Raw genomic sequence first — 17754 nt, forward strand, 5'->3', positions numbered from 1 at the left:
TAAAGTGGGCTCGGAAGAAACTTTTCGTAGGAGGTTCTCTTGCTCCAGACCTCGGCCCGACTGCTCGCGATGCTCGGTCAGCTGCAGGCACGGGACATCGTGTCGGGGACCGAGCTCGCGGCCCGGCTCGACGTCGGCGAACGCACGATCCGCAAGGACATCGAGCGGCTGCGCGAGCTCGGCTACCCGATCGACTCGGTGCGAGGACCGGCCGGCGGCTACCGCTTCGGCGACCACGGGCGGCTGCCGCCACTGCTGCTCGAGCCGGACGAGGCGGTGGCCGTGGCCGTCGGCCTGGGATCGGTCGCGGCGGTGCGCGGGATCGAGGAGTCGAGTGCCCTGGCGCTCACGAAGCTCGAGCACGTCCTGCCGGACCGGCTGCGGCGACGCGTGAGGGCACTGCACGAGAGCACCGACATCGGCCTGGTCGACACCGCCACCAACGTCCAGGCGCCGGCCGTCGACGTCGCGGTCCTCGCCGAGCTGGCCTCGGCGGTCCGCGACGGCGAGGGGCTGCGGTTCTTCTATCGACCGGGCGGGCGCGACGAGGAGGAGCGGGTCGAGGCCGACCCCTATCGGCTCGTGAGCTGGCACGAACGGTGGTTCGTCGTGGCCCGGCGTCGTCCCACGGGGGAGTGGCAGGTCTTCCGCGTCGACTGGATGACGTTGCGCACGCCGGGCGCTGGGCGCTTCACCGCCAATCCCCTTGAGGGAGGCGACTATTCGGCCTTCGTGCTGCGCGAAGTCGCCTTCTCGGCGTGGAACTTCCACTGCCGCATCGCCGTCGACGCCCCCGCCGCCGAGGTCCTGTCCCGCATCCATGCCGCAGTGGGTGTCGTGGAGTCGGTCGATGACACGCACTGCGTCCTCGTCACGGGCGGTGACAGCCTCGAGGTCGTCGCCGTCTACATCGGCATGCTCGGTCTCGACTTCCACGTCACCGACCCACCCGAGCTCGTCGAGCACCTGAAGGTCCTCGGGCGTCGCTACGCGCGGGCGGTCACTTCAGCGTGAGCTGGCCCCAGCGATAGCGGCCCGTGGCGTCGTTCCTCGTCCGCAGTGGGTTGTTGCTCGCCATGGTGCGCAGGCCCGCGGTGTCCGCGTTGCCGTCGCTCACGGTCAGGTTCATCGTCAGCTGGAGCCCGCGCTTGATACCGGTCACGTTGAGCCGTTCCCACGGAATCGCGGCCTCGATGCGGTAGCCGTCACCGGAGATGACACCGACGCCGTTGACGGTGAGGTCGGTCTGTCGCACGAAGTCCGTGCCCTTCGCGGCGTTGATCCCGCCAAGGACGGTGGGGCGCTCGACACCGTCGGTGATGCCGAAGAGGACATTGAGGTCACGCGTGGGCAGAGTCGTGGTGCTGACCCTGGCCACCCAGGCCCCGATCTCGAACCCGACGCCGTCTCCCTTGTAGAGCTGGCTGTTGTCGGAGAGGTTGAGCTGCTCGACCTGGGGATCCGTGACCTCCACGAAGAAGTAGAGCGAGTCGCGGTCCCAGCCGAGCTGCCAGCGGCCAGAGATCGGTGAGGTGCCACCACGCGCGGGAAAGACCACCTTGTCGGCCACGATCACCGGCACGCTCGCCCACTCGGTCGGGTCGCCGTCCAGCTTCGGTGGCGCATCGAACTGCTGGGCCGTCACCCGGACCGCGGGCTCGCTGAGACGTGGCGTCGCCGTGGGTGTGGGCGTCGGCGTGGGGGTCGGTGTCGTGGTCGTGGGGGTGGGGGTGGGTCGCGGCTCGTCCGTACGGTGCGTGACCCACCAGCCACCGCCGGCGACAAGGGCGACCACGAGAGCACCACCTCCGAGGAGCACACCCAAGGGTGGTTTGCGCGCAGGCACTCGGGTGTCGACGACGGGCAGGGGCCGGTTGTCCGGTGGGGGCTCCTCGGGGGCCGGCTGGGGCACCGGGTCGGCCCGAGTCACGAGCTCGACCTCTGGCACCCCGGACGGCTCGGCTTCGTCAACGTGCACGGGTTCAGGCACCGGCACCGGCACCGGCACCGGCACCGGCACCGGCACCGGCACGGGCTCGGGTTGGGCGTCGGACTCGGAATCGGGATCGGGCACGGCGACCGGCGGGACCGGGATGATGTCGGCGAAGACCTTGCCGTCCGGGGCGCGCAGGAACAGCACGGGCGTCGCCCACTCGGTGGCGAAGTCCGCGATGAGGCCCTTGCGTGCGGCGGTCGCGGCCTGGTCGATCGGCAGCCCGTCGGCGAGGGCGCCGTAGAAGCCGCCACTGAAGGCCGCCGCCGCGTCATCACTGATGGGGAACTGCATCGCCACCACGGCCGTCGTGTCCTGGCGGACGAGGCTCTGCGCCATCCCGCTGAACGGGTCGTGGCTGCCGGTGCGCGCCGTGTGGCAGGCGTTGAGCACGATGAGCCGCAGCGGGTCGTGGTCTCGGCTGTAGGGCCCGAGCACCGCGGACGACACCGCCGAGCTCCGTCCATACTTGTCGCACATGTAGATGACGCCGTCCTGGTGCTGCACGTCGTAGGCGCCGTGGCCGACGAAGTGCAGCACGTGAACTGCGTTGGTGCGCAACCATTTCGCCAGCTCTGACATCATCGGCTGCTCGAGCCGGTCGAGCTGCACCGTGCCCGTCGCGATGGGGTCCGCGAGTGCAAGTTTCAGCGCGGTCCACTCCGTCTCGACCTCGAGCGGAGGCAGGTCGGTCGGCGACGCGATGACCGCGAGGACCCGCAGCGCCCCGCCGACGGTGAGTGGCCGTGGGGTTTGTGGCAGGTCGATGAAACGCACGACCGGGGTCTGCTCCGACTGCGCGAGATAGCCCCGACCGCGGGTGTCGTGCAGCAGTTCCCAGGGCAACCCCGCCAGGGCCGGCGCGTCGTTGAGCCGCAGCCGGAGGCGCAGCCCGCCTTCTCGGCCGACCGCGTCGAGACTGCGCTCCCACGCGAGCCGGATGTCCTCGTCGAACACGGCCTCGAAGAGCCCCACCCCGAACTCCTGTGCCGCCTTGCTCTGGGGGTCGGTGGCAACCCGTCGAGTCCCCGAGCGACCTGGGTCGAGCTTGAGGAGGAGGTTCTCCAGGCGCGTCTCGTCGAACGGCATCGCGAACCGAACGCTCGGGCTCTCGTCGAGTGGGGACTGGGTCACCAGGGCTCGATAGTCCCCACCGTCGGCGGATTCCACGAGCAGGTCGAAGTTTGCGTACTGGCGTGGGCTCACGTCTGGCCTCCTTCCGGTGGACCCTGACGTCTCAAAGGAGCGTTCTGGCCGCTCGCTGATACATGGCCGACGCGAATTGTTTTGCGGGTCGGTATCAGGGCGGCGTCCACGGACTCCTCTGAGTCATGGGTGACTTCCCGAATGTCGCGGCGTGGCACGACCTCACCGACGCCACCGTTGCCGCCGCCCCTGACCTCGGACAGCAGCTCGGCCACGCGCTGGCGACCCTGGGGGTGGCTGCGACTGAGCGCGACGAGCTCCTCGCCAGCCTCGCCGGGCGACGGGACCCCGCCGCCGCGGTCTTGAACCGGGTTGCCGTCCAGGCAGGCCCGTCCACTGAACCTCCGACGTCCAGCACCCGGCCCACCGACGCCGAGATGGACGAGGCCATCGCGGTGGTCGACGAGTTCCGCCGCGAACCGGTCAATGCTGCCTCCGTGGCCCGGGTGGCCAGCGCGCTCCCGCCGGACCGGGCCGGCGAGTTCGCCGTGGAGCTCCTTGGTGTGTGCCCCGCGGACGGCAGCGACCAGGACCGGCTGGCGGCCCTGGAGGCGTTCGTGTCACAGACCAAAGACCTTCAGACGACGCGTATGCCGGTCGTTCGCCTCGCGCAGCTCGGTCTCGCCGTGGAGCGGGGGTTGCCTTCCGACCACGCGGGCGTGGCCGACCTGCTGGCGCGGGTCCCCACCGCATCGCTGCTCGCCGGCCTGGCCCGGGCCATCGGCGAAGGGAGCGACCCGGCGGCGATCGTCACGTTGCTGGAGCGAGTCGCTCGCCTGCGTCACCAGACCTTGGTTCAGCCCCCAGCTCAGCAACAGCAACAGCAACAGCAACAGCAACCGGCACCAGCGCCGCCCAGCAGGGGAGGCGTGATCGGTCGGATCGTCAAGCGGTGGCGCTCTGCTCCGGCGCCGGGAGGCGGCCAGCACGCTGAACCCCCTGCCGCCGCGCCCCCCGACGTTCCTCCGACGGCGGGCGAGGGAGGCGCGGAAGCCAGCCATCCGGCATACCCACGCATTGATGTCTCGACGGGAACGGCACGCGACGACGTCGTCGTCGTCGAGCAGGAGTTCTCGGTGACGGTCGGGCTGAGGCAGCGGCAGGACCACACGCTCATCGGCACCGTGGCGATCGCCGTGGCGGCGGGCGAAACCATCGATGTGGTGCTCGTCTTCGACCCCGAATCGCTCGCGACGACCGCGCCGACCCGGCAGACGCTCACGGTCACGGCGGACGATCCCTACCCGAGTGTCGTCATCCCGTTCGTGGCGAAGTACCTCGACGCGCAGGTCCCCGTCGAGCGCCGGATCGGGGTCCACTACGTGCGACAGGGGCAGGTGGTCGGGCTGGCGTGGCGCACCTTCGTCGCCGTCGACGAACCCGGGCAGGTCCCCAGTGCCCCGGCGGTGGCGACCAGTGAAGGTCGACTCATCAACCTCAGTCCGCTGCTCGACGAGACACCCCCTGACCTCGTCATCGGCATCTGCAGCTCCGACAACCCCGACGGCACACGCCTGGTCTGGACGGTCTATCCCGCTGTCGGGGGCGGCGCGGCGCTGGACGGGCCGCGGACGGCGCCGATGGACGACACTGCGGCCGGGTTCGCCAAGGCGCTGCGCTTCAAGATCCAGTTCGGCAGCGACCCCGACGCGCTCTTCCAGGACCTGGCAGGGGCGGGTGCGGTCCTCGGACGGATCGTCCCCGCGAGTGTCCGGACGGTGATCCGCGCAGTCGTCGAGGATCCCGCCCGCACCACGGCGGCCACGATCCTGCTCCTCACCGAGGAGCTGCACCTGCCCTGGGAGCTCGCGACCTTCCAACCGCCGCTGGCGTCGCACTTTGGTGGTGCTGCGCCGTTCCTCGGAGCGCACGCCGCGATCGGGCGATGGCCGCTGTCGGAGGGTGACCCCCGGCCGGTCCCGAGGCCCAGGGTCGAGGTGGCCAAGGCCGCCGTGCTCAGCGCGAAGTACGACGGCGTCACCAAGTGGGGCAAGCTCGACCAGGCCGAGGCAGAGGCCGCCGAGGTGACCACCCTCTTCGGTGCCGAGTCCGTGCTGCCGACGATCCGGGCAGTCGCCGACCTCTTTGCCGGGACGCCGACGGTCCAGCTCGTCCACGTCGCCCTGCACGGCCAGTTCGACACCGAGGGCGCGGCCGAGGGGCTGGTGCTGCTCGCTGTTGACGCCGCGGGTGCGCAGACCGCCAAGGCCACCTTCTTCAGTCCGCTGGCCGCCGAGAACGGACACCTCGCTGCCGGTCCGTTCATCTTCCTCAACGCCTGCCAGGTCGGAGCCGACCGGTCGGTGCTCGGCGACTACGGCGGCTTTGCGAGCACCCTGCTGCGCATCGGCGCGGCGGGTGTCGTCGCCCCACTGTGGAACGTCGACGACGACGTCGCGGCCGCGATGGCGCGCGAGTTCTATGCGGCGACGTGGTCCGCGGCCCCTGCGGACCGGGTCTCGGTCGCGGAGGCGATGCGTCGGGCGCGGGCCCGCTACACCCTCGACGGCGTCAGCCAACGCACTCCCGGTGTGTCGCCCACACTCATCGCCTTCCAGTGCCTGGCCCACCCCCAGCTGCGCCTCACCACAGCCTGATCACCGCTCACGAACCGACCGAGAGGAACGCCATGTCCGAGCAGCTGCGACCCGAGGGGATCCCCGTCGTCGTCGACGATGTCATCCTCACCACCCCCGGTCTCACGGGAACCGCCACCGTCCACCCACCCGCGTCCGACGGGATGCGAGCGGCGGAGGACAGCACCGAGCAGTTCCGCCAGGCCCTCGCCGACGCCGACCTGACCGAGCAGCTCACCATCGAGATCGCCTCGCCCGAGGAGCTCGACGACGCCGGCGGCACGCGCGCCTCGGGAGGCGACGGCGACATCACGGTCGAGGTGCCCGCGCCGGGGACCGGTATGGGCCAGTTGCTTCTGTATGCCGCGGAGGACGGCTCGTTGACCTGGCACCTCCCTGACGACATCGATCCGGACCAGGTGCCTTCGCGCGGCGGCGAACGGCGGACCTATCGCGTGCCCCGCGCCGTCGTGACGGGGGCGCCCACCGACTCGCAGACGAGCGGGCAGCGCGGCATCCTCGGCGCGCTCGGCTCCAAGCTGCTCAAGGTGCTCGTCTTCCCCCTCATCGACCCTGTGCTCGGCAAGGTCGGGGACCACTTCGCCTCCCGGTGGGAGGAGAAGAACCGGCGCAACCTCGTCCGGTGGTTCAGCCCCGTCGGCTTCCGGGCGCTCGAGGCATCTGCTTTCGCCTCGACGGACTGGGATCGAGTGCGCGGTGGGACGGCGTTGCTGTTCGTCCACGGGACGTTCTCCCAGGCCCACTGGGCCTTCCCCGGCCTGCCGGACGACACGATGGCCGAGCTGCACCGGCGCTATGAGGGGCGGGTCTTCGCCCTCGACCACCACACCGTCTCCAAGACGCCCGACGAGAACATCGCCTGGTTCGCGGAGCAGCTAATGGGCGGGCTCACGGACGGCGACGCGGGTGTCGGCCCGGGCCCCGTCACGGTCGACGTGGTGTGCCACTCGCGAGGCGGCCTCGTGGGTCGAGCGCTCGCGGCCCGGGGAGCCGAGCTCGGTCTGGGAGATCACCTCAAGGTCCGCACTCTCGTCATGGTGGGCGCGCCGAACGCCGGGACTGCCCTGGCCCACAAGGAGCACCTGTCCAAGCTGCTCGACCGCATCACCGACTTGGTGCAGTTCGCTCCCGGCGGCCCGGTGACCGACGTCGTGGGCGTGGTGCTGGCGGTCCTCAAGCAAGTGGCCGTCGGCGCCTTCGGGGGGCTCGAGGGGATCATGTCCATGAACCCCGACGGCCCCTACCTGCCGGCGCTCAACACCGCCCCGCTCGCGGACGTCCGGCTCTGCGCCATCGCCTCCAACTATGAACCGGCCAAGGGCAGTCCCTTGATCCGTTTGGCCAAGGACAAGGGCCTCGACATCGTCTTCGGCAATGAACGCAACGACCTCGTCGTCCCCACCGCCAGCGTCTTCGAGGTGGTGGGTGCCCCTGGCTTCCCGATCGAGGGCGGGGACCGGCTGGTCCTCGAGGGTGAGGTCACCCACGGCGGCTACTTCCGTGAGCCGGCCGTCAACGCCAAGCTCCTCGAGTGGCTTCCCGGCTGAGCCTTGACTCGTCCGCCACGATGAAGGAGTGAAGTACGTCGGCCGTGTCCCCGCTCCGCCACTGGACAGGTACATCGACGACCTCTACTGCATGGACGGTGTGCCGCAGCATCGCCGCATGGACGTCCCGCCGCTGCCGTCGGCGCACCTCATCGCCAACCTCGGCGAGCCGGTCCGGCTGTTCGACTCGCTTCCCGGGGTCGAGCCGACCGTGATCACGGACGGCTGCTTCATGGGGGTGTGGACCCGACGCTTCCGCATCGAGTTCCCGTCGCCCGTGCGCGTCGTCGGTGTGCACTTCAAGCCGTGGGGGATGGCGCCCTTCATCGACGTTCCCTCGTCGGACCTGCGGGACCTGTGCGTTCCCGCGGACGCGGTGTGGGGGTCCGCCTGGTCCGGGGTCCATGAGCGCCTGGCCGCCGCGGCATCGACCGAAGAGCTCCTCGACGTCCTCGACGGCGAGCTCCGATCACGACTCGCCGAGACCCCGTCGCGTGGGCTCGACCTCGTCCACCACACCGCCTCCCGGCTGGAGACGTCGTGGGGAGACGTGTCGGTCTCGGACCTCACGGGGGACGCCGGAGTGAGTGGCAACCATCTCGCGACGCAATTCACGTCCCATGTCGGTGTCACGCCGAAGCGGGTCGCGCGGATCTATCGCTTCGCGCGGCTGATCCTCAACCTCGACGCCACCCAGCCGGTCGACTGGGCCGGGCTGGCGCACGAGGCCGGCTACTTCGACCAGGCCCACCTGAGCAAGGAGTTCAAGGACTTCACGGGCTACACCCCGACCGGCTATCTCGAGCTGCGGCGCCGCTTCCCGGCGGAGCAGGGATTCCCACCGGACAGCGGACCGATGCCAGCGAAGTGATGCTCTCGCCAGGGATTTTCTACAAGACCGGGCAGCTGGCGCCGCAACACCATGGAGGCTCACGCAGTTTCGAACCTCCAGGAGAGCGCCATGAGCACAGTGATCATGCACAACGGGATGTCGGTGGACGGCTTCATCGCCGACGACCAGGACGGTGTCGAACCGCTCCACGAGTGGTACTTCAACGGCGACACCCCGATCAGCCCGGACTCGCCGACCCCCGCCGAGGGTGAGGACGAGGCCTTCGACCACTCCGGCGTCGGGAGCCCCTTCCGCGTCCCGAAGGCCTCGGCGGGCTACCTCAAGGACATGTGGGCCTCGATCGGCACGATCATCATGGGCCGCCACCTGTTCGACCTGGTCAACGGTTGGGAGGGTGACCCTCCTGCCGGGGACCACGTCGTGGTGGTGTCGCACCGGCCGAAGCCCGAGGGCTGGCACCCCGAGGCGTCCTATCACTTCACCGAGGACGTCACGGCTGCCGTCGCCAAGGCCAAGGAGTTGGCCGGGGACCGCATCGTCGTCGTGTGCGCGGGAGATGTCGGCGGCCAGGTCCTGGAGGCCGGCCTCGTCGACGAGGTCGCGATGGACGTGGTGCCGGTGGTCTTCGGGTCGGGGAAGCGCTACTTCGGAAGGGTCGAGGGGCAGCACCTGCTCGAGAACCCGCACACGGTGATCCAGAGTGAGCGAGTGCTCCACCTGCGGTTCGCGGTCCGTCGCACCACGTGAGCGGGTATGCCGTGGTGCGCCACGGCATACCCGCTCACGTTTGGTCCGTGGAGACTCAGCGGTGGGCATCGAGCCAGCCGATGACATCCGCGGTGATCTCGTCGCGGTTGGTCTCGTTGAAGATCTCGTGCCGGGCTTCGGGATGGATCGTGACGGTCACGTCGGCGATGCCGGCATCGCGGTAGCGCTGGCCGAGCAGCTCGACGAGCTGGCCGTCACCGGAGAGCGGATCGGCCTGGCCCGAGGCCAGGAGGAGCGGGAGGTGCTTGCGGATCGTGGCGAGCTCGGCCGGGTCGGCAAGCGTGCCGGCCGCACCGAAGAGGGCGGGCACGGTCTCGTCCGGCAGGTCGAAGCCGCACAGCGGATCGGCGACGTAGAGGTCGACCTCGGCCTCGTCGCGGGACAGCCACTCGTAGCCGGTGCGGTGCTCGAACCCGGCGTTGAACGCCTCGAGCCCGACGGGTCCCTGCGACTGAGCAAGGTTCGCGGCCAACACGTCGAGGGCAGTGGTCCCGGAAAGGACGACACCGGCATACCCGTCGGAGTGGGTGAGCAGCACGGATTGCGCGGCGAACGATCCCATCGAGTGCGCGATGAGGAAGAGCGGCAGGCCGGGGTTGGCGGCCGCGATGGACTCACCGAACGCGGCGACGTCGGAGATCAGTCCCGCGAAGCCGGGAGCGCCGAAGTCGCCGGGCACGTCCGTGATCGACCGGCCATGGCCACGATGGTCGCTCGCGTGGACGAGGTAGCCAGCAGCATTGAGGGCCTGGGCGAGGCGGTCATAGCGGGCTGAGTGCTCGGCCAGTCCATGCGAGATCTGCACGACACCCACGGGATTCGGCACGTCGGTCCACTGGTAGGTGGCGATCGAGAGGGCATCGGTCGGCGACGTCATTGTCGCGTTCGTGAAGGTCATGAAACGCACAGTGCCACAGGGATGCGGGGCGGGTGCTCCCGTTGCCGAGAACACCCGCCCCGCATCGTGGGACCCCTGTCGGGCTAGAGGCCCAGGCAGAAGCCGACGTCGTCGTAGCCGTAGTTCTTGCTCCACGGGACGCTGTCCACGATCGAACGGTCATAGACGTGGAGCTGCACGACGTAGCCGCACATCGGCCAGTTGCCGTCGGTGACGAGCTGCCACGTCCCGGACGACACCGGCGAGGTGGTCGACACCGGCGTGTGGGTCGGGTTGGGCGGCGACAGGCTGGCCGGCAGGGTCACCAGGCTGTAGGAACCGAAGTACGGATCCGTTGCCGTGAAGGTGCCCTGGACGACATCGCCCGGGTTGGCCTTGTTGCACGCTGTCCCGCTGGTGAACGTGATGTCCGCGTCGGGCTTGGTGTTGTCGACGCGGAGGGTGTGCCAGTCCGTGACCCCGATCGGGTTGAGGGCAGCGTCCACCATCTCCAGGCGGATCTCGTAGAGCCCGTCGACGACGACACCTCTCGTCTGCCAGGCGGCGAGCTGTCCGAACGGGTTGAGGGCCGTGGGCAGGTAGGGCGTGTAGCCGGTGACCGGGTCCGGCGTGCGGGTGACGACCGGCCAGAAGCCGGTGACGAAGTCACCCGTGACCGGGCTGCCGCTCGACGAGCTGCCCGCCGGCCGCCACATCGCGCGGTACTGACGTCCGGCCGCGGCGAACGCGTCGTTCGCGTAGGCGTGGACGGTGACGACGCCACCGAACGGGCAGGGCCGACCGAGCGAGTCCGCGGGTGAGCCGAACTCGACGAAGACTGCACCGGAGGTGGTGAGCCCCGTCGTGGTCGTGTCGATCGACTCGACCGGGATGCGTCCGAGGGCCCGGATCTCAGGCGTGTCGGTCGGAGGCCGGCGACGCGACGGGATCTCGATGTGGGTCTCGACCGCGTTGCCCCACCGAGGCAGGTCGAACGGGTCCGTGCTCGAGGGTGGTGTGCCCCAGGAGAGGACGGCTCGGATGCGACCGACCTTGGGCTCCTTGCAGCTGGTTGCGTGCTTGGCCGTCTGCGCCGGCACGCCGACCCAGTAGTTGAGTCCGTCCGCGGGGAGCTTGGCGTAGTCGTGGACGACGACCTTGGCCGTGTCGAGGTAGGTCCAGTCGCAGGTGTTGTCGTAGTCGACCCAGAACGCGACGTACTCGACCGAGCCCGCGCTGCACGGCGGTCCGGAGAACCCGGACGACTGCTTGATCTGCAGCGTCGAGACGAGCAGGTCACGGTTGTAGTCCAGTCCGAGACAGTTGATCTGCTCGTATGCCGTGTCGCCCTTGTCGTTGTTGAACGCACCGACGATCTCGGTCAGGTCGATCTTGAGGGAGCTCAGCTCGTCCGACTGTGCGAGCAGGAAGGACTGGTCCTGGAAGCCGACCTTCTGGGCCGCCGCGAGCATCGGTGTCGCGAAGCGGTGGGCCGGAACCTTGTCGGCTCGCGCCACCTTTGCCGCGGCGGCGATCGAGAACGGCGCCGGGTCGGGCTCCGGGATCGGCAGGGGCAGGACGGTCTCCCACCAGTCCGGGATCTTCTTGAGGTCGATGTCGAAGTCCTCGATGAAGTCGTGGAAGATCCGGCGGGTCGGCCGCAGCTGGATGTGTCGGTCGAGGGCGTTGCCCCAGATCGGGTTCCAGTTGGGCTGGCCGGCGGGCGGCTGCAGCTGCCAGGACAGGATCGCGCGGACGAGTGGCAGCACCGGACTCGTGCACCGACGCCGCTTCTGGTCGTTGAGCGGGAAGGCGACCGTGTAGATCAGCGGCTTCGTCCTGTCCTTGTGGCAGTCGACGGAATCGGGGACGTCGTGGGCCTTGAACGAGCCCAGCCCGACGTCCTCCCATGTCGCTCCGTCGTCGTAGGACAGGTAGAACCGGACCCACTCCGTGCTGCCCGGGCTGCACAGGTCGCCGCCGTAACCGTTGGCGCGCTTGACCTGGATGGTGGCTTCGAGGACGTCCGTGTCCGGGTTGAAGCCGACACACGACACCTCCTCGAAGATGGTGTCGTGGACGATCTCGAGCTGTGCCGCGAACTTCGTGTCCTTGAGGTTGCCGAAGTGGTTCGGGTTCTGGGCAAGGAGCTGGTGCAGCTCGCTGCGCAGCCGCAAGGCTCGCTCGACGTTCCTGTCGTCAGGCATGGTGCCCCTCCAGTTCCAGCGGAGGCGGTCGATGCTGACCATCGAGATGGAGTTCCCCCAGCTGTCATCCATGAGGAGGGCGACGGCTTGCCGGAGATACATCTCGTCGCGCGTCCTGAGGAGACTGGCCGAGCTCCGCGAGTAGCGTCACCGGCGTGGACCGGATCACGTGGCGACTCCTCATCGGTGTGCTCGTCGGCATCCCGCTCGGCCTGCTCGTCCCTCTCGGCGGCGGCGATGACCCGCTCATCCGCGTCCTGGCCTGCTACGCCCTCAGTGGGATCGCCTTCGTGGGGCCGCTCGGCTACACGATCCTCACCGAGGACCCGGCCCACACGCGCTCGCGGATGGAGGGCGGCGACGGCGAGCGCCGGCTCAGCGACGTCGCCGTCGTGGTCGTCGGACTGGCCAGCCTGCTCGGCGTCGCCCTGCTCCTCGTCGGCAGCGGGTCCAACGGTGACGCCAAGGTGGCCGCGGCGATCGTCGGGCTCGGCAGTGTTGCCGTCGGGTGGCTCTGCGTGCAGTCGATCTACACGGTGCGCTACGCCCGCATCTACTACGCGACGGACAAGCCGCCGATCGACTTCAACGACGACGAGGATCCGGGGCTGTCGGACTTCGCCTACTTCTCGATCAACCTCGGCATGACCTACCAGGTCTCGGACACCGATGTCCGGACGCGCTCACTGCGCAAGGTGATCCTTGCCCACACGATGCTGTCCTACCTCTACGGAACGGTCGTCATCGCGACCACGGTCAACCTCGTCGCCGGCTTCACGACCTGAGCGCCCTTGACGCGGCTGGCTACGATCAAGAGGTGACCACCACCCTCGTCCTCACCGTCATCGGCGACGACCGCGCCGGACTCGTCAAGGCCCTCGCCGACGTCATCGAGAGCGGTGGCGGCAACTGGGAGCGCAGCCACCTCAGCGAGCTCGCCGGCAAGTTCGCCGGCATCGTCACCGTGACCGTCCCCGAAGATCGCGCGGACGCCCTGCGAGACGCCCTCGCCCCCCTCGACGGACTGCTCGCCGTGGCGGTCCACGACACCGCCGCGGCTGGCTCCGACGCCGAGCCACGGGAGGCACGCCAGGAGTTGCGCATCGACCTCCTCGGCAACGACCGTCCCGGCATCGTCGGTGCAGTCTCCGGCGTCCTCGCGAAGCACGACCTCAGCGTTGTCGAGCTCCAGAGCTCGACCCGGGACGCACCGATGGCGGGTGGGCGCCTCTTCGAGGCCACGGCCCTCGTCACCGTCCCTGCCGGTGCCGACGTCGCCGCCCTCCAGGCTGACCTCGAGGAGCTCGCGACCGAGATCATGGTCGACGTCGCCGTCTCGCCGGACCCCGCGAACTGACCCTCTGCATCAGCCCGGGCCGAACGCGAGGTGGCCCCCGAATGATCCACTGTGACCACGCGATCTGATCCGGCGGCAGTGGCTCGTCGTGACTGGAGACGGGGCTGAGTCGACGGGTATACCTTCCAATCAATGTGCGCGACGCGACGCCACCCCCGACGCCTCTCCGGGCTGCGCACCATGGTGATCTGGAGCGCCCATGAAACTGTTGCACCTGGTGGCCTCGCCCCGCGGCGAGCAGTCGAACACGATGAAGATCTCGCAGTCGTTCCTCGACGGCCTCACGGCGAGTCATCCTGACGTCGAGGTCGAGACGGTCGACCTCTACCACCACGACCTGCCGGCTGTCGCCGGCCTCAACATCGAGGCGAAGTACACGCTCATGATGGGTCAGCCCATCAGTCGCGACCACGCCGAGTCCTGGTCCCACATCGAGCGCGCCATCGCGCAGTTCCTGGCGGCCGACGCCTACCTCGTGACGTCACCGATGTGGAACTTCACCATCCCCTACGTCCTCAAGTACTACATCGACTGCATCGTCCAGCCGGGCTACGTCTTCCGCTACGACGAGATGGGTCGACCGGTGCCTCTGGTGCACGGCAAGAAGATGCTCTGTGTGACCTCACGCGGTGGGGACTACTCACCGGGTTCGCCGTTCCACGCCTATGACTTCCAGGAGCCCTACCTCCGGGCGATCTTCGGGTTCATCGGCATCACCGACGTCGACTTCGTCAACGCCCAGCCCATGGACATCACCCCCGACCTGCGGGAGATAGCGACTGTCAAGGCCTCCCAGCAGGCCGCCGCCCTCGCGGCGGATCCGGGCTGGGGCGACCTCACCGCCGATCGTCTGGGGCGCGTGCCCGAAAACGCCTGACCGAGAACTGCAGGACCACAGACGAAGGCCCCCCGACCACAAGGGTCAGGGGGCCTTCGTTTGAGATCAGATGTCTCGAAGGTGGTGAAGGGTCAGATGCCCTTGACCTTCTCAGCCTGCGGGCCCTTGGGGCCCTGCGTGACGTCGAACTCGACCTTCTGGCCTTCCTGGAGCTCGCGGTAGCCGCCGCTCTCGATGGCCGAGTAGTGAACGAAGACGTCAGCGCCGCCGCCGTCCTGCTCGATGAAGCCGAAGCCCTTTTCGCTGTTGAACCACTTCACGGTGCCGGTTGCCACTTGGTGTTGCCTTTTCTGTAGTGCGAGTACTCCCGTGTGGAGCACTCATGCTGCCGATGCTCACACCCGTAGGACCCACGCGAACCTTCGCGTAACTACTCGGTCGTGTCGGCCACGCGGACGTGGACTGGAAAGGCAACAGTGATGACGGTAGCAGTCTTCGTGCCCCGTGGCCTATTGAGCGTGCGGATGCCTGACACGACTTCTCACCGGCCGGACGAGGACCGCCGGCCGGTGACGGTCAGTAGCCTGCGGCATACATGGCTCTTGACTTATATAAGTTTGGACGCAACTATTGGCGCATGCACGCGCTCGACGTCCTCGGAGACCCGGTCCGCCGGCGCATCCTCGAGCTCCTCGTCGCTGGCGAGGCCAGCGCCGGCACCGTCGGAGCCACGATCGGCGATGAGTTCGGCATCAGTCAGCCGGCAGTGTCGCAACATCTGAAAGTGTTGCGGGACAACGGTTTTGCGACAGTTCGACCCGAAGGAACAAAGCGCCTGTATGCCGTTGACTCACGTGGGCCGAGCGAGGCTCGTGAGTGGTTGTCGGCCTTCGAGCGCTTCTGGCTCCCCAGGCTGGCGGCCCTCGACACCGAGCTCGCCCGGGGACGACGCCAGCGCCGTCTCACCAACACGACCCCCAAGAACACGAAGAAGGAGACCTGACCATGGTCGATGTCCTGTCCCAGCTCGGAGCCGTCACCCGCGAGCTCCGGATCAATGACGTGGATGGCGAGAGGTTCCATGTCCAGTCCTTGGAGCAGTTCTACTTCTCCACGATCGACGACGTGTGGGACGCGGTGACGAGTCCGGAGCGGATCCAGCGCTGGTTCCTGCCCGTCTCCGGTGACTTCCGTGTGGGTGGGCGCTACCAGTTCGAGGGTCAGGCCGGAGGCGAGGTGCTCGAGTGCGCGCCACCGGTCGGTGCCCAGGCCGAAGCGGCCAAGGTCTTCGTGACGTGGGAGTTCGGTGGGGGAGTCACCTGGCTGGCGGTTCGCCTCACGGCCGAGGGTGACGGCACCAGGCTCCGGCTCGAGCACGTGGCCAAGGCGTCGGAGGTGCCGGCCGAGATGTGGGAGGCGTTCGGGCCGGGAGCGACGGGCGTCGGCTGGGACGGCGGACTGCTCGGGCTCTCGCTCCACCTCGGTGCCGTCGAGGGTTCACTCGCGCCGAGCGAGGCGGAGGCCTGGGCCGCGACCGACGAGGGTCGACAGTTCTATCGCGGTGCCGCTGACGCGTGGGGTGCGGCGCACGAGGCGTCCGGCGCGGACGCGGCCGTGGCAGCGAAGGCAGCCGACGCGACCTACGGGTTCTACACCGGCACCTGACTCCCACCTGAACCCGACTTCGTGCCCCGCACGGACACGAAACGGAGGCCTGCGGCCGACGACGTGTCCGTGCGGGGCACGAAGTCGGCGTCGTGAGTGACCAGATCTGGGCAACCCGCGGCTGGTCGGCGTCGGCGGGGCGGGTCACACTGACTGACGTGACTCGCAGCGCTGTCCTCACCGAGCTCGTCGACCTGCCCGGCGGGCCGCTGCGCATGGGCTCGGACGAGCACTATCTCGAGGAGGCCCCGGCGCGTGACATGGTCGTGGCGCCGTTCGCGATGGAGCGGCATCCGGTCACCAACGCGCAGTTCGCGGCGTTCGTGGCCGACACCGGCTACGTCACCGTCGCCGAGCAGGCGCTGGACCCGGAGGCCTATCCCGGAGCCGACCCCTCCCTGCTCGTCCCCGGTGGTCTCGTCTTCACCCCCACGCCCGGACCCGTCCCGCTCGACCGTTGGGACCAGTGGTGGCGGTGGGTGCCGGGTGCGTCGTGGCGTCACCCGCGCGGGCCGGGCAGTGACGTGTCCGATGACGACGACCACCCTGTCGTGATGGTTGCCTACGACGACACGTTGGCGTATGCCGCGTGGGCCGGTCGGCGTCTGCCGACCGAGCCCGAGTTCGAGTTCGCCGCAGGGGCGTTCGCGTCGACGGAGTTCGCGTGGGGTGACGAGCTGTCACCTGGCGGTGAGCTCATGGCGAACACGTGGCAGGGGCAGTTCCCCTGGCGCAACACCGGGGCCAACGGCTGGGTCGGCACCTCTCCGGTCGGGAGCTTCCCGGCCAACCAGTGGGGACTCGTCGACCTCATCGGCAACGTGTGGGAGTGGACGAGCACCTACTACGTCACGAACGCCGAGGATCGCGTCCGGGCCGAGGAGATCGACGAGACCTCGTGCTGTGCGCCCCGGATCCGCGACCTGTCGGTCGCCCCCGGCGAGCTGCATCCGCGACGGGTGCTCAAGGGTGGTTCACACCTGTGCGCCCCGGAGTACTGCCGCCGCTACCGACCTGCCGCACGCTCCGGGCAGTCAGTGGACTCGGCGACGAGTCACGTGGGGTTCCGGTTGGTGGCGGCGGCGAGCAGCTGAGTCTCGGCGGCCACGAGGTAGTCGTCGAGCTCGGCGAGGGCGGCCTCGGTGTCGCCGGCCTCGATGAGGTCGAGCAGGCGGACGTTGCGCGCCAGGAAGGGCTCGTGCAGCGCCTTCCGGTCGGGCAGGCGAAGGAAGGCGAGGCGCAGCTCGGCGAGCAGCCCCTCGAACATCGAGGACAGGTGGACGCTGTCGCTCGCGCCGACGAGGAGTCGGTGGAAGTCGATGTCAGCGGTGCCGACACCTTCCCAGTCGCCGGCGTCGGCGGCGGCGGTGCCTCGGGTGACGACGTCGCGCAGGGCGCTCACCTGATCGGGTCCGGTGATGCCCCGGACACCGATCGGCTCGACGAGTCGTCGCGTCCGATACATCTCGCGTATGCCGTCCGGTCCGACCGTGCGCACGAACACCCCTCTGTGGAGGGCGTGTTCGACGAGCCGCTCGTGAGCCAGGAGCCGGAACGCCTCACGCACCGTGTTGCGTGAGACCTCGAGGGCGGCGGCGAGGTGTTCCTCGCGCAGCTGGGCCCCGGGGAGGATTCGGCCCTCGGAGATCTGCCCGCGCAGCACCCCCGCGACGGCCTCGGCCGTGCTGGCGCGCCGGGGGAGCGAGGGCAGGGCCGCGAGGTCCGCATCGGTGCGGTGGGCGCGGTCTGGGGCGGGCGGCATACGCAGAGCATAGGCACCCCTCGCAAAGTTCGTCCCCCAAACCTCTTGTTGAATTGCTCAACAATCCGCTACGTTCGACGGAAC

The 17754-nt window shown here is 69.1% G+C and carries 16 protein-coding genes; 11 read left to right on the top strand and 5 right to left on the bottom strand.

All coding sequences use genetic code 11. The features are described 5' to 3' along the window. Positions 1-39: 39 nt before the first annotated feature. Entirely contained in the window at positions 40-1014 is a 975-nt protein-coding gene (locus JNB_RS13810) for a YafY family protein (protein ID WP_009777109.1), read from the top strand. Here the strand turns inward: JNB_RS13810 and JNB_RS13815 are convergent. Further along, the gene (locus JNB_RS13815; RefSeq protein WP_009777110.1) at positions 1001-3199 is read right to left on the bottom strand and encodes a CHAT domain-containing protein; all 2199 of its coding nucleotides are present in this window, start codon (positions 3197-3199) and stop codon (positions 1001-1003) included. The genes JNB_RS13810 and JNB_RS13815 overlap by 14 nt on opposite strands. A 125-nt stretch (positions 3200-3324) precedes the next feature. Between JNB_RS13815 and JNB_RS13820 the strand changes: the two genes are divergently transcribed. The 4 genes from JNB_RS13820 (at position 3325) to JNB_RS13835 (ending at position 8943) form a co-directional block, all read left to right on the top strand. Beyond that, positions 3325-5796: a CHAT domain-containing protein gene (locus tag JNB_RS13820; protein ID WP_009777111.1), complete on the top strand. Its 2472-nt coding sequence runs from the start codon at positions 3325-3327 to the stop codon at positions 5794-5796. Positions 5797-5828: 32 nt separating this feature from the next. Then, entirely contained in the window at positions 5829-7343 is a 1515-nt protein-coding gene (locus JNB_RS13825; RefSeq protein ID WP_009777112.1) for a triacylglycerol lipase, read from the top strand. Between the two features lie 28 nt (positions 7344-7371). Further along, positions 7372-8214 carry a helix-turn-helix domain-containing protein gene (locus JNB_RS13830; RefSeq protein WP_009777113.1) on the top strand — a complete coding sequence of 281 codons (843 nt, stop codon included), beginning with the start codon at positions 7372-7374 and terminating at the stop codon, positions 8212-8214. Between the two features lie 90 nt (positions 8215-8304). Further along, positions 8305-8943, top strand: coding sequence for a dihydrofolate reductase family protein (locus JNB_RS13835; protein WP_040883831.1), 639 nt, complete (start codon positions 8305-8307; stop codon positions 8941-8943). Between the two features lie 55 nt (positions 8944-8998). Here the strand turns inward: JNB_RS13835 and JNB_RS13840 are convergent, their stop codons facing one another. Continuing rightward, the gene (locus JNB_RS13840) at positions 8999-9862 is read right to left on the bottom strand and encodes an alpha/beta fold hydrolase (protein WP_009777115.1); all 864 of its coding nucleotides are present in this window, start codon (positions 9860-9862) and stop codon (positions 8999-9001) included. An 83-nt stretch (positions 9863-9945) separates the two neighbouring features. Beyond that, entirely contained in the window at positions 9946-12048 is a 2103-nt protein-coding gene (locus JNB_RS13845) for a hypothetical protein (protein ID WP_148232439.1), read from the bottom strand. 155 nt (positions 12049-12203) lie between these two features. Here JNB_RS13845 and JNB_RS13850 point away from each other — a divergent pair, with 155 nt between their 5' ends. The 3 genes from JNB_RS13850 to JNB_RS13860 all read left to right on the top strand — a co-directional run bounded on the left by JNB_RS13850 (position 12204) and on the right by JNB_RS13860 (position 14282). After that, the gene (locus tag JNB_RS13850) at positions 12204-12833 is read left to right on the top strand and encodes a DUF1345 domain-containing protein (RefSeq protein ID WP_009777117.1); all 630 of its coding nucleotides are present in this window, start codon (positions 12204-12206) and stop codon (positions 12831-12833) included. Between the two features lie 32 nt (positions 12834-12865). Further along, a complete protein-coding gene (locus JNB_RS13855; protein ID WP_009777118.1) occupies positions 12866-13405 on the top strand; it encodes a glycine cleavage system protein R in 540 nt (179 codons plus the stop codon). A gap of 199 nt (positions 13406-13604) precedes the next feature. Then, positions 13605-14282, top strand: a complete 678-nt coding sequence (locus JNB_RS13860) for an FMN-dependent NADH-azoreductase (protein WP_009777119.1) — start codon at positions 13605-13607, stop codon at positions 14280-14282. A gap of 92 nt (positions 14283-14374) precedes the next feature. Here JNB_RS13860 and JNB_RS13865 read toward each other — a convergent pair whose 3' ends face one another. Further along, on the bottom strand, positions 14375-14578 hold the full coding sequence (locus JNB_RS13865) for a cold-shock protein (protein WP_009777120.1): 204 nt from the start codon (positions 14576-14578) through the stop codon (positions 14375-14377). A 302-nt stretch (positions 14579-14880) separates the two neighbouring features. On the opposite strand from JNB_RS13865, the gene JNB_RS13870 reads away from it, so the two are divergent. The 3 genes from JNB_RS13870 to JNB_RS13880 all read left to right on the top strand — a co-directional run bounded on the left by JNB_RS13870 (position 14881) and on the right by JNB_RS13880 (position 17002). Beyond that, positions 14881-15246, top strand: coding sequence for a helix-turn-helix transcriptional regulator (locus JNB_RS13870; RefSeq protein WP_009777121.1), 366 nt, complete (start codon positions 14881-14883; stop codon positions 15244-15246). A 2-nt stretch (positions 15247-15248) separates the two neighbouring features. Beyond that, positions 15249-15908, top strand: a complete 660-nt coding sequence (locus JNB_RS13875; protein WP_009777122.1) for an SRPBCC domain-containing protein — start codon at positions 15249-15251, stop codon at positions 15906-15908. A 92-nt stretch (positions 15909-16000) separates the two neighbouring features. Further along, positions 16001-17002, top strand: a complete 1002-nt coding sequence (locus tag JNB_RS13880; protein WP_009777123.1) for a formylglycine-generating enzyme family protein — start codon at positions 16001-16003, stop codon at positions 17000-17002. On the opposite strand, the gene JNB_RS13885 is transcribed toward JNB_RS13880, so the two are convergent. After that, the gene (locus tag JNB_RS13885; protein ID WP_009777124.1) at positions 16963-17670 is read right to left on the bottom strand and encodes a GntR family transcriptional regulator; all 708 of its coding nucleotides are present in this window, start codon (positions 17668-17670) and stop codon (positions 16963-16965) included. The genes JNB_RS13880 and JNB_RS13885 overlap by 40 nt on opposite strands. Positions 17671-17754 lie beyond the last annotated feature (84 nt).

The sequence above is a fragment of the Janibacter sp. HTCC2649 genome, assembly GCF_000152705.1.
In the GTDB taxonomy this organism is placed as follows: domain Bacteria; phylum Actinomycetota; class Actinomycetes; order Actinomycetales; family Dermatophilaceae; genus Knoellia.

Coding starts and splice junctions, on each gene's coding strand:
- JNB_RS13820 (WP_009777111.1), top strand. CDS start 3,325: ATGGGTGACTTCCCGAATGTCGCGGCGTGGCACGACCTCACCGACGCC.
- JNB_RS13825 (WP_009777112.1), top strand. CDS start 5,829: ATGTCCGAGCAGCTGCGACCCGAGGGGATCCCCGTCGTCGTCGACGAT.
- JNB_RS13835 (WP_040883831.1), top strand. CDS start 8,305: ATGAGCACAGTGATCATGCACAACGGGATGTCGGTGGACGGCTTCATC.
- JNB_RS13840 (WP_009777115.1), bottom strand. CDS start 9,862: ATGACCTTCACGAACGCGACAATGACGTCGCCGACCGATGCCCTCTCG.
- JNB_RS13845 (WP_148232439.1), bottom strand. CDS start 12,048: ATGCCTGACGACAGGAACGTCGAGCGAGCCTTGCGGCTGCGCAGCGAG.
- JNB_RS13860 (WP_009777119.1), top strand. CDS start 13,605: ATGAAACTGTTGCACCTGGTGGCCTCGCCCCGCGGCGAGCAGTCGAAC.
- JNB_RS13870 (WP_009777121.1), top strand. CDS start 14,881: ATGCACGCGCTCGACGTCCTCGGAGACCCGGTCCGCCGGCGCATCCTC.
- JNB_RS13875 (WP_009777122.1), top strand. CDS start 15,249: ATGGTCGATGTCCTGTCCCAGCTCGGAGCCGTCACCCGCGAGCTCCGG.
- JNB_RS13885 (WP_009777124.1), bottom strand. CDS start 17,670: ATGCCGCCCGCCCCAGACCGCGCCCACCGCACCGATGCGGACCTCGCG.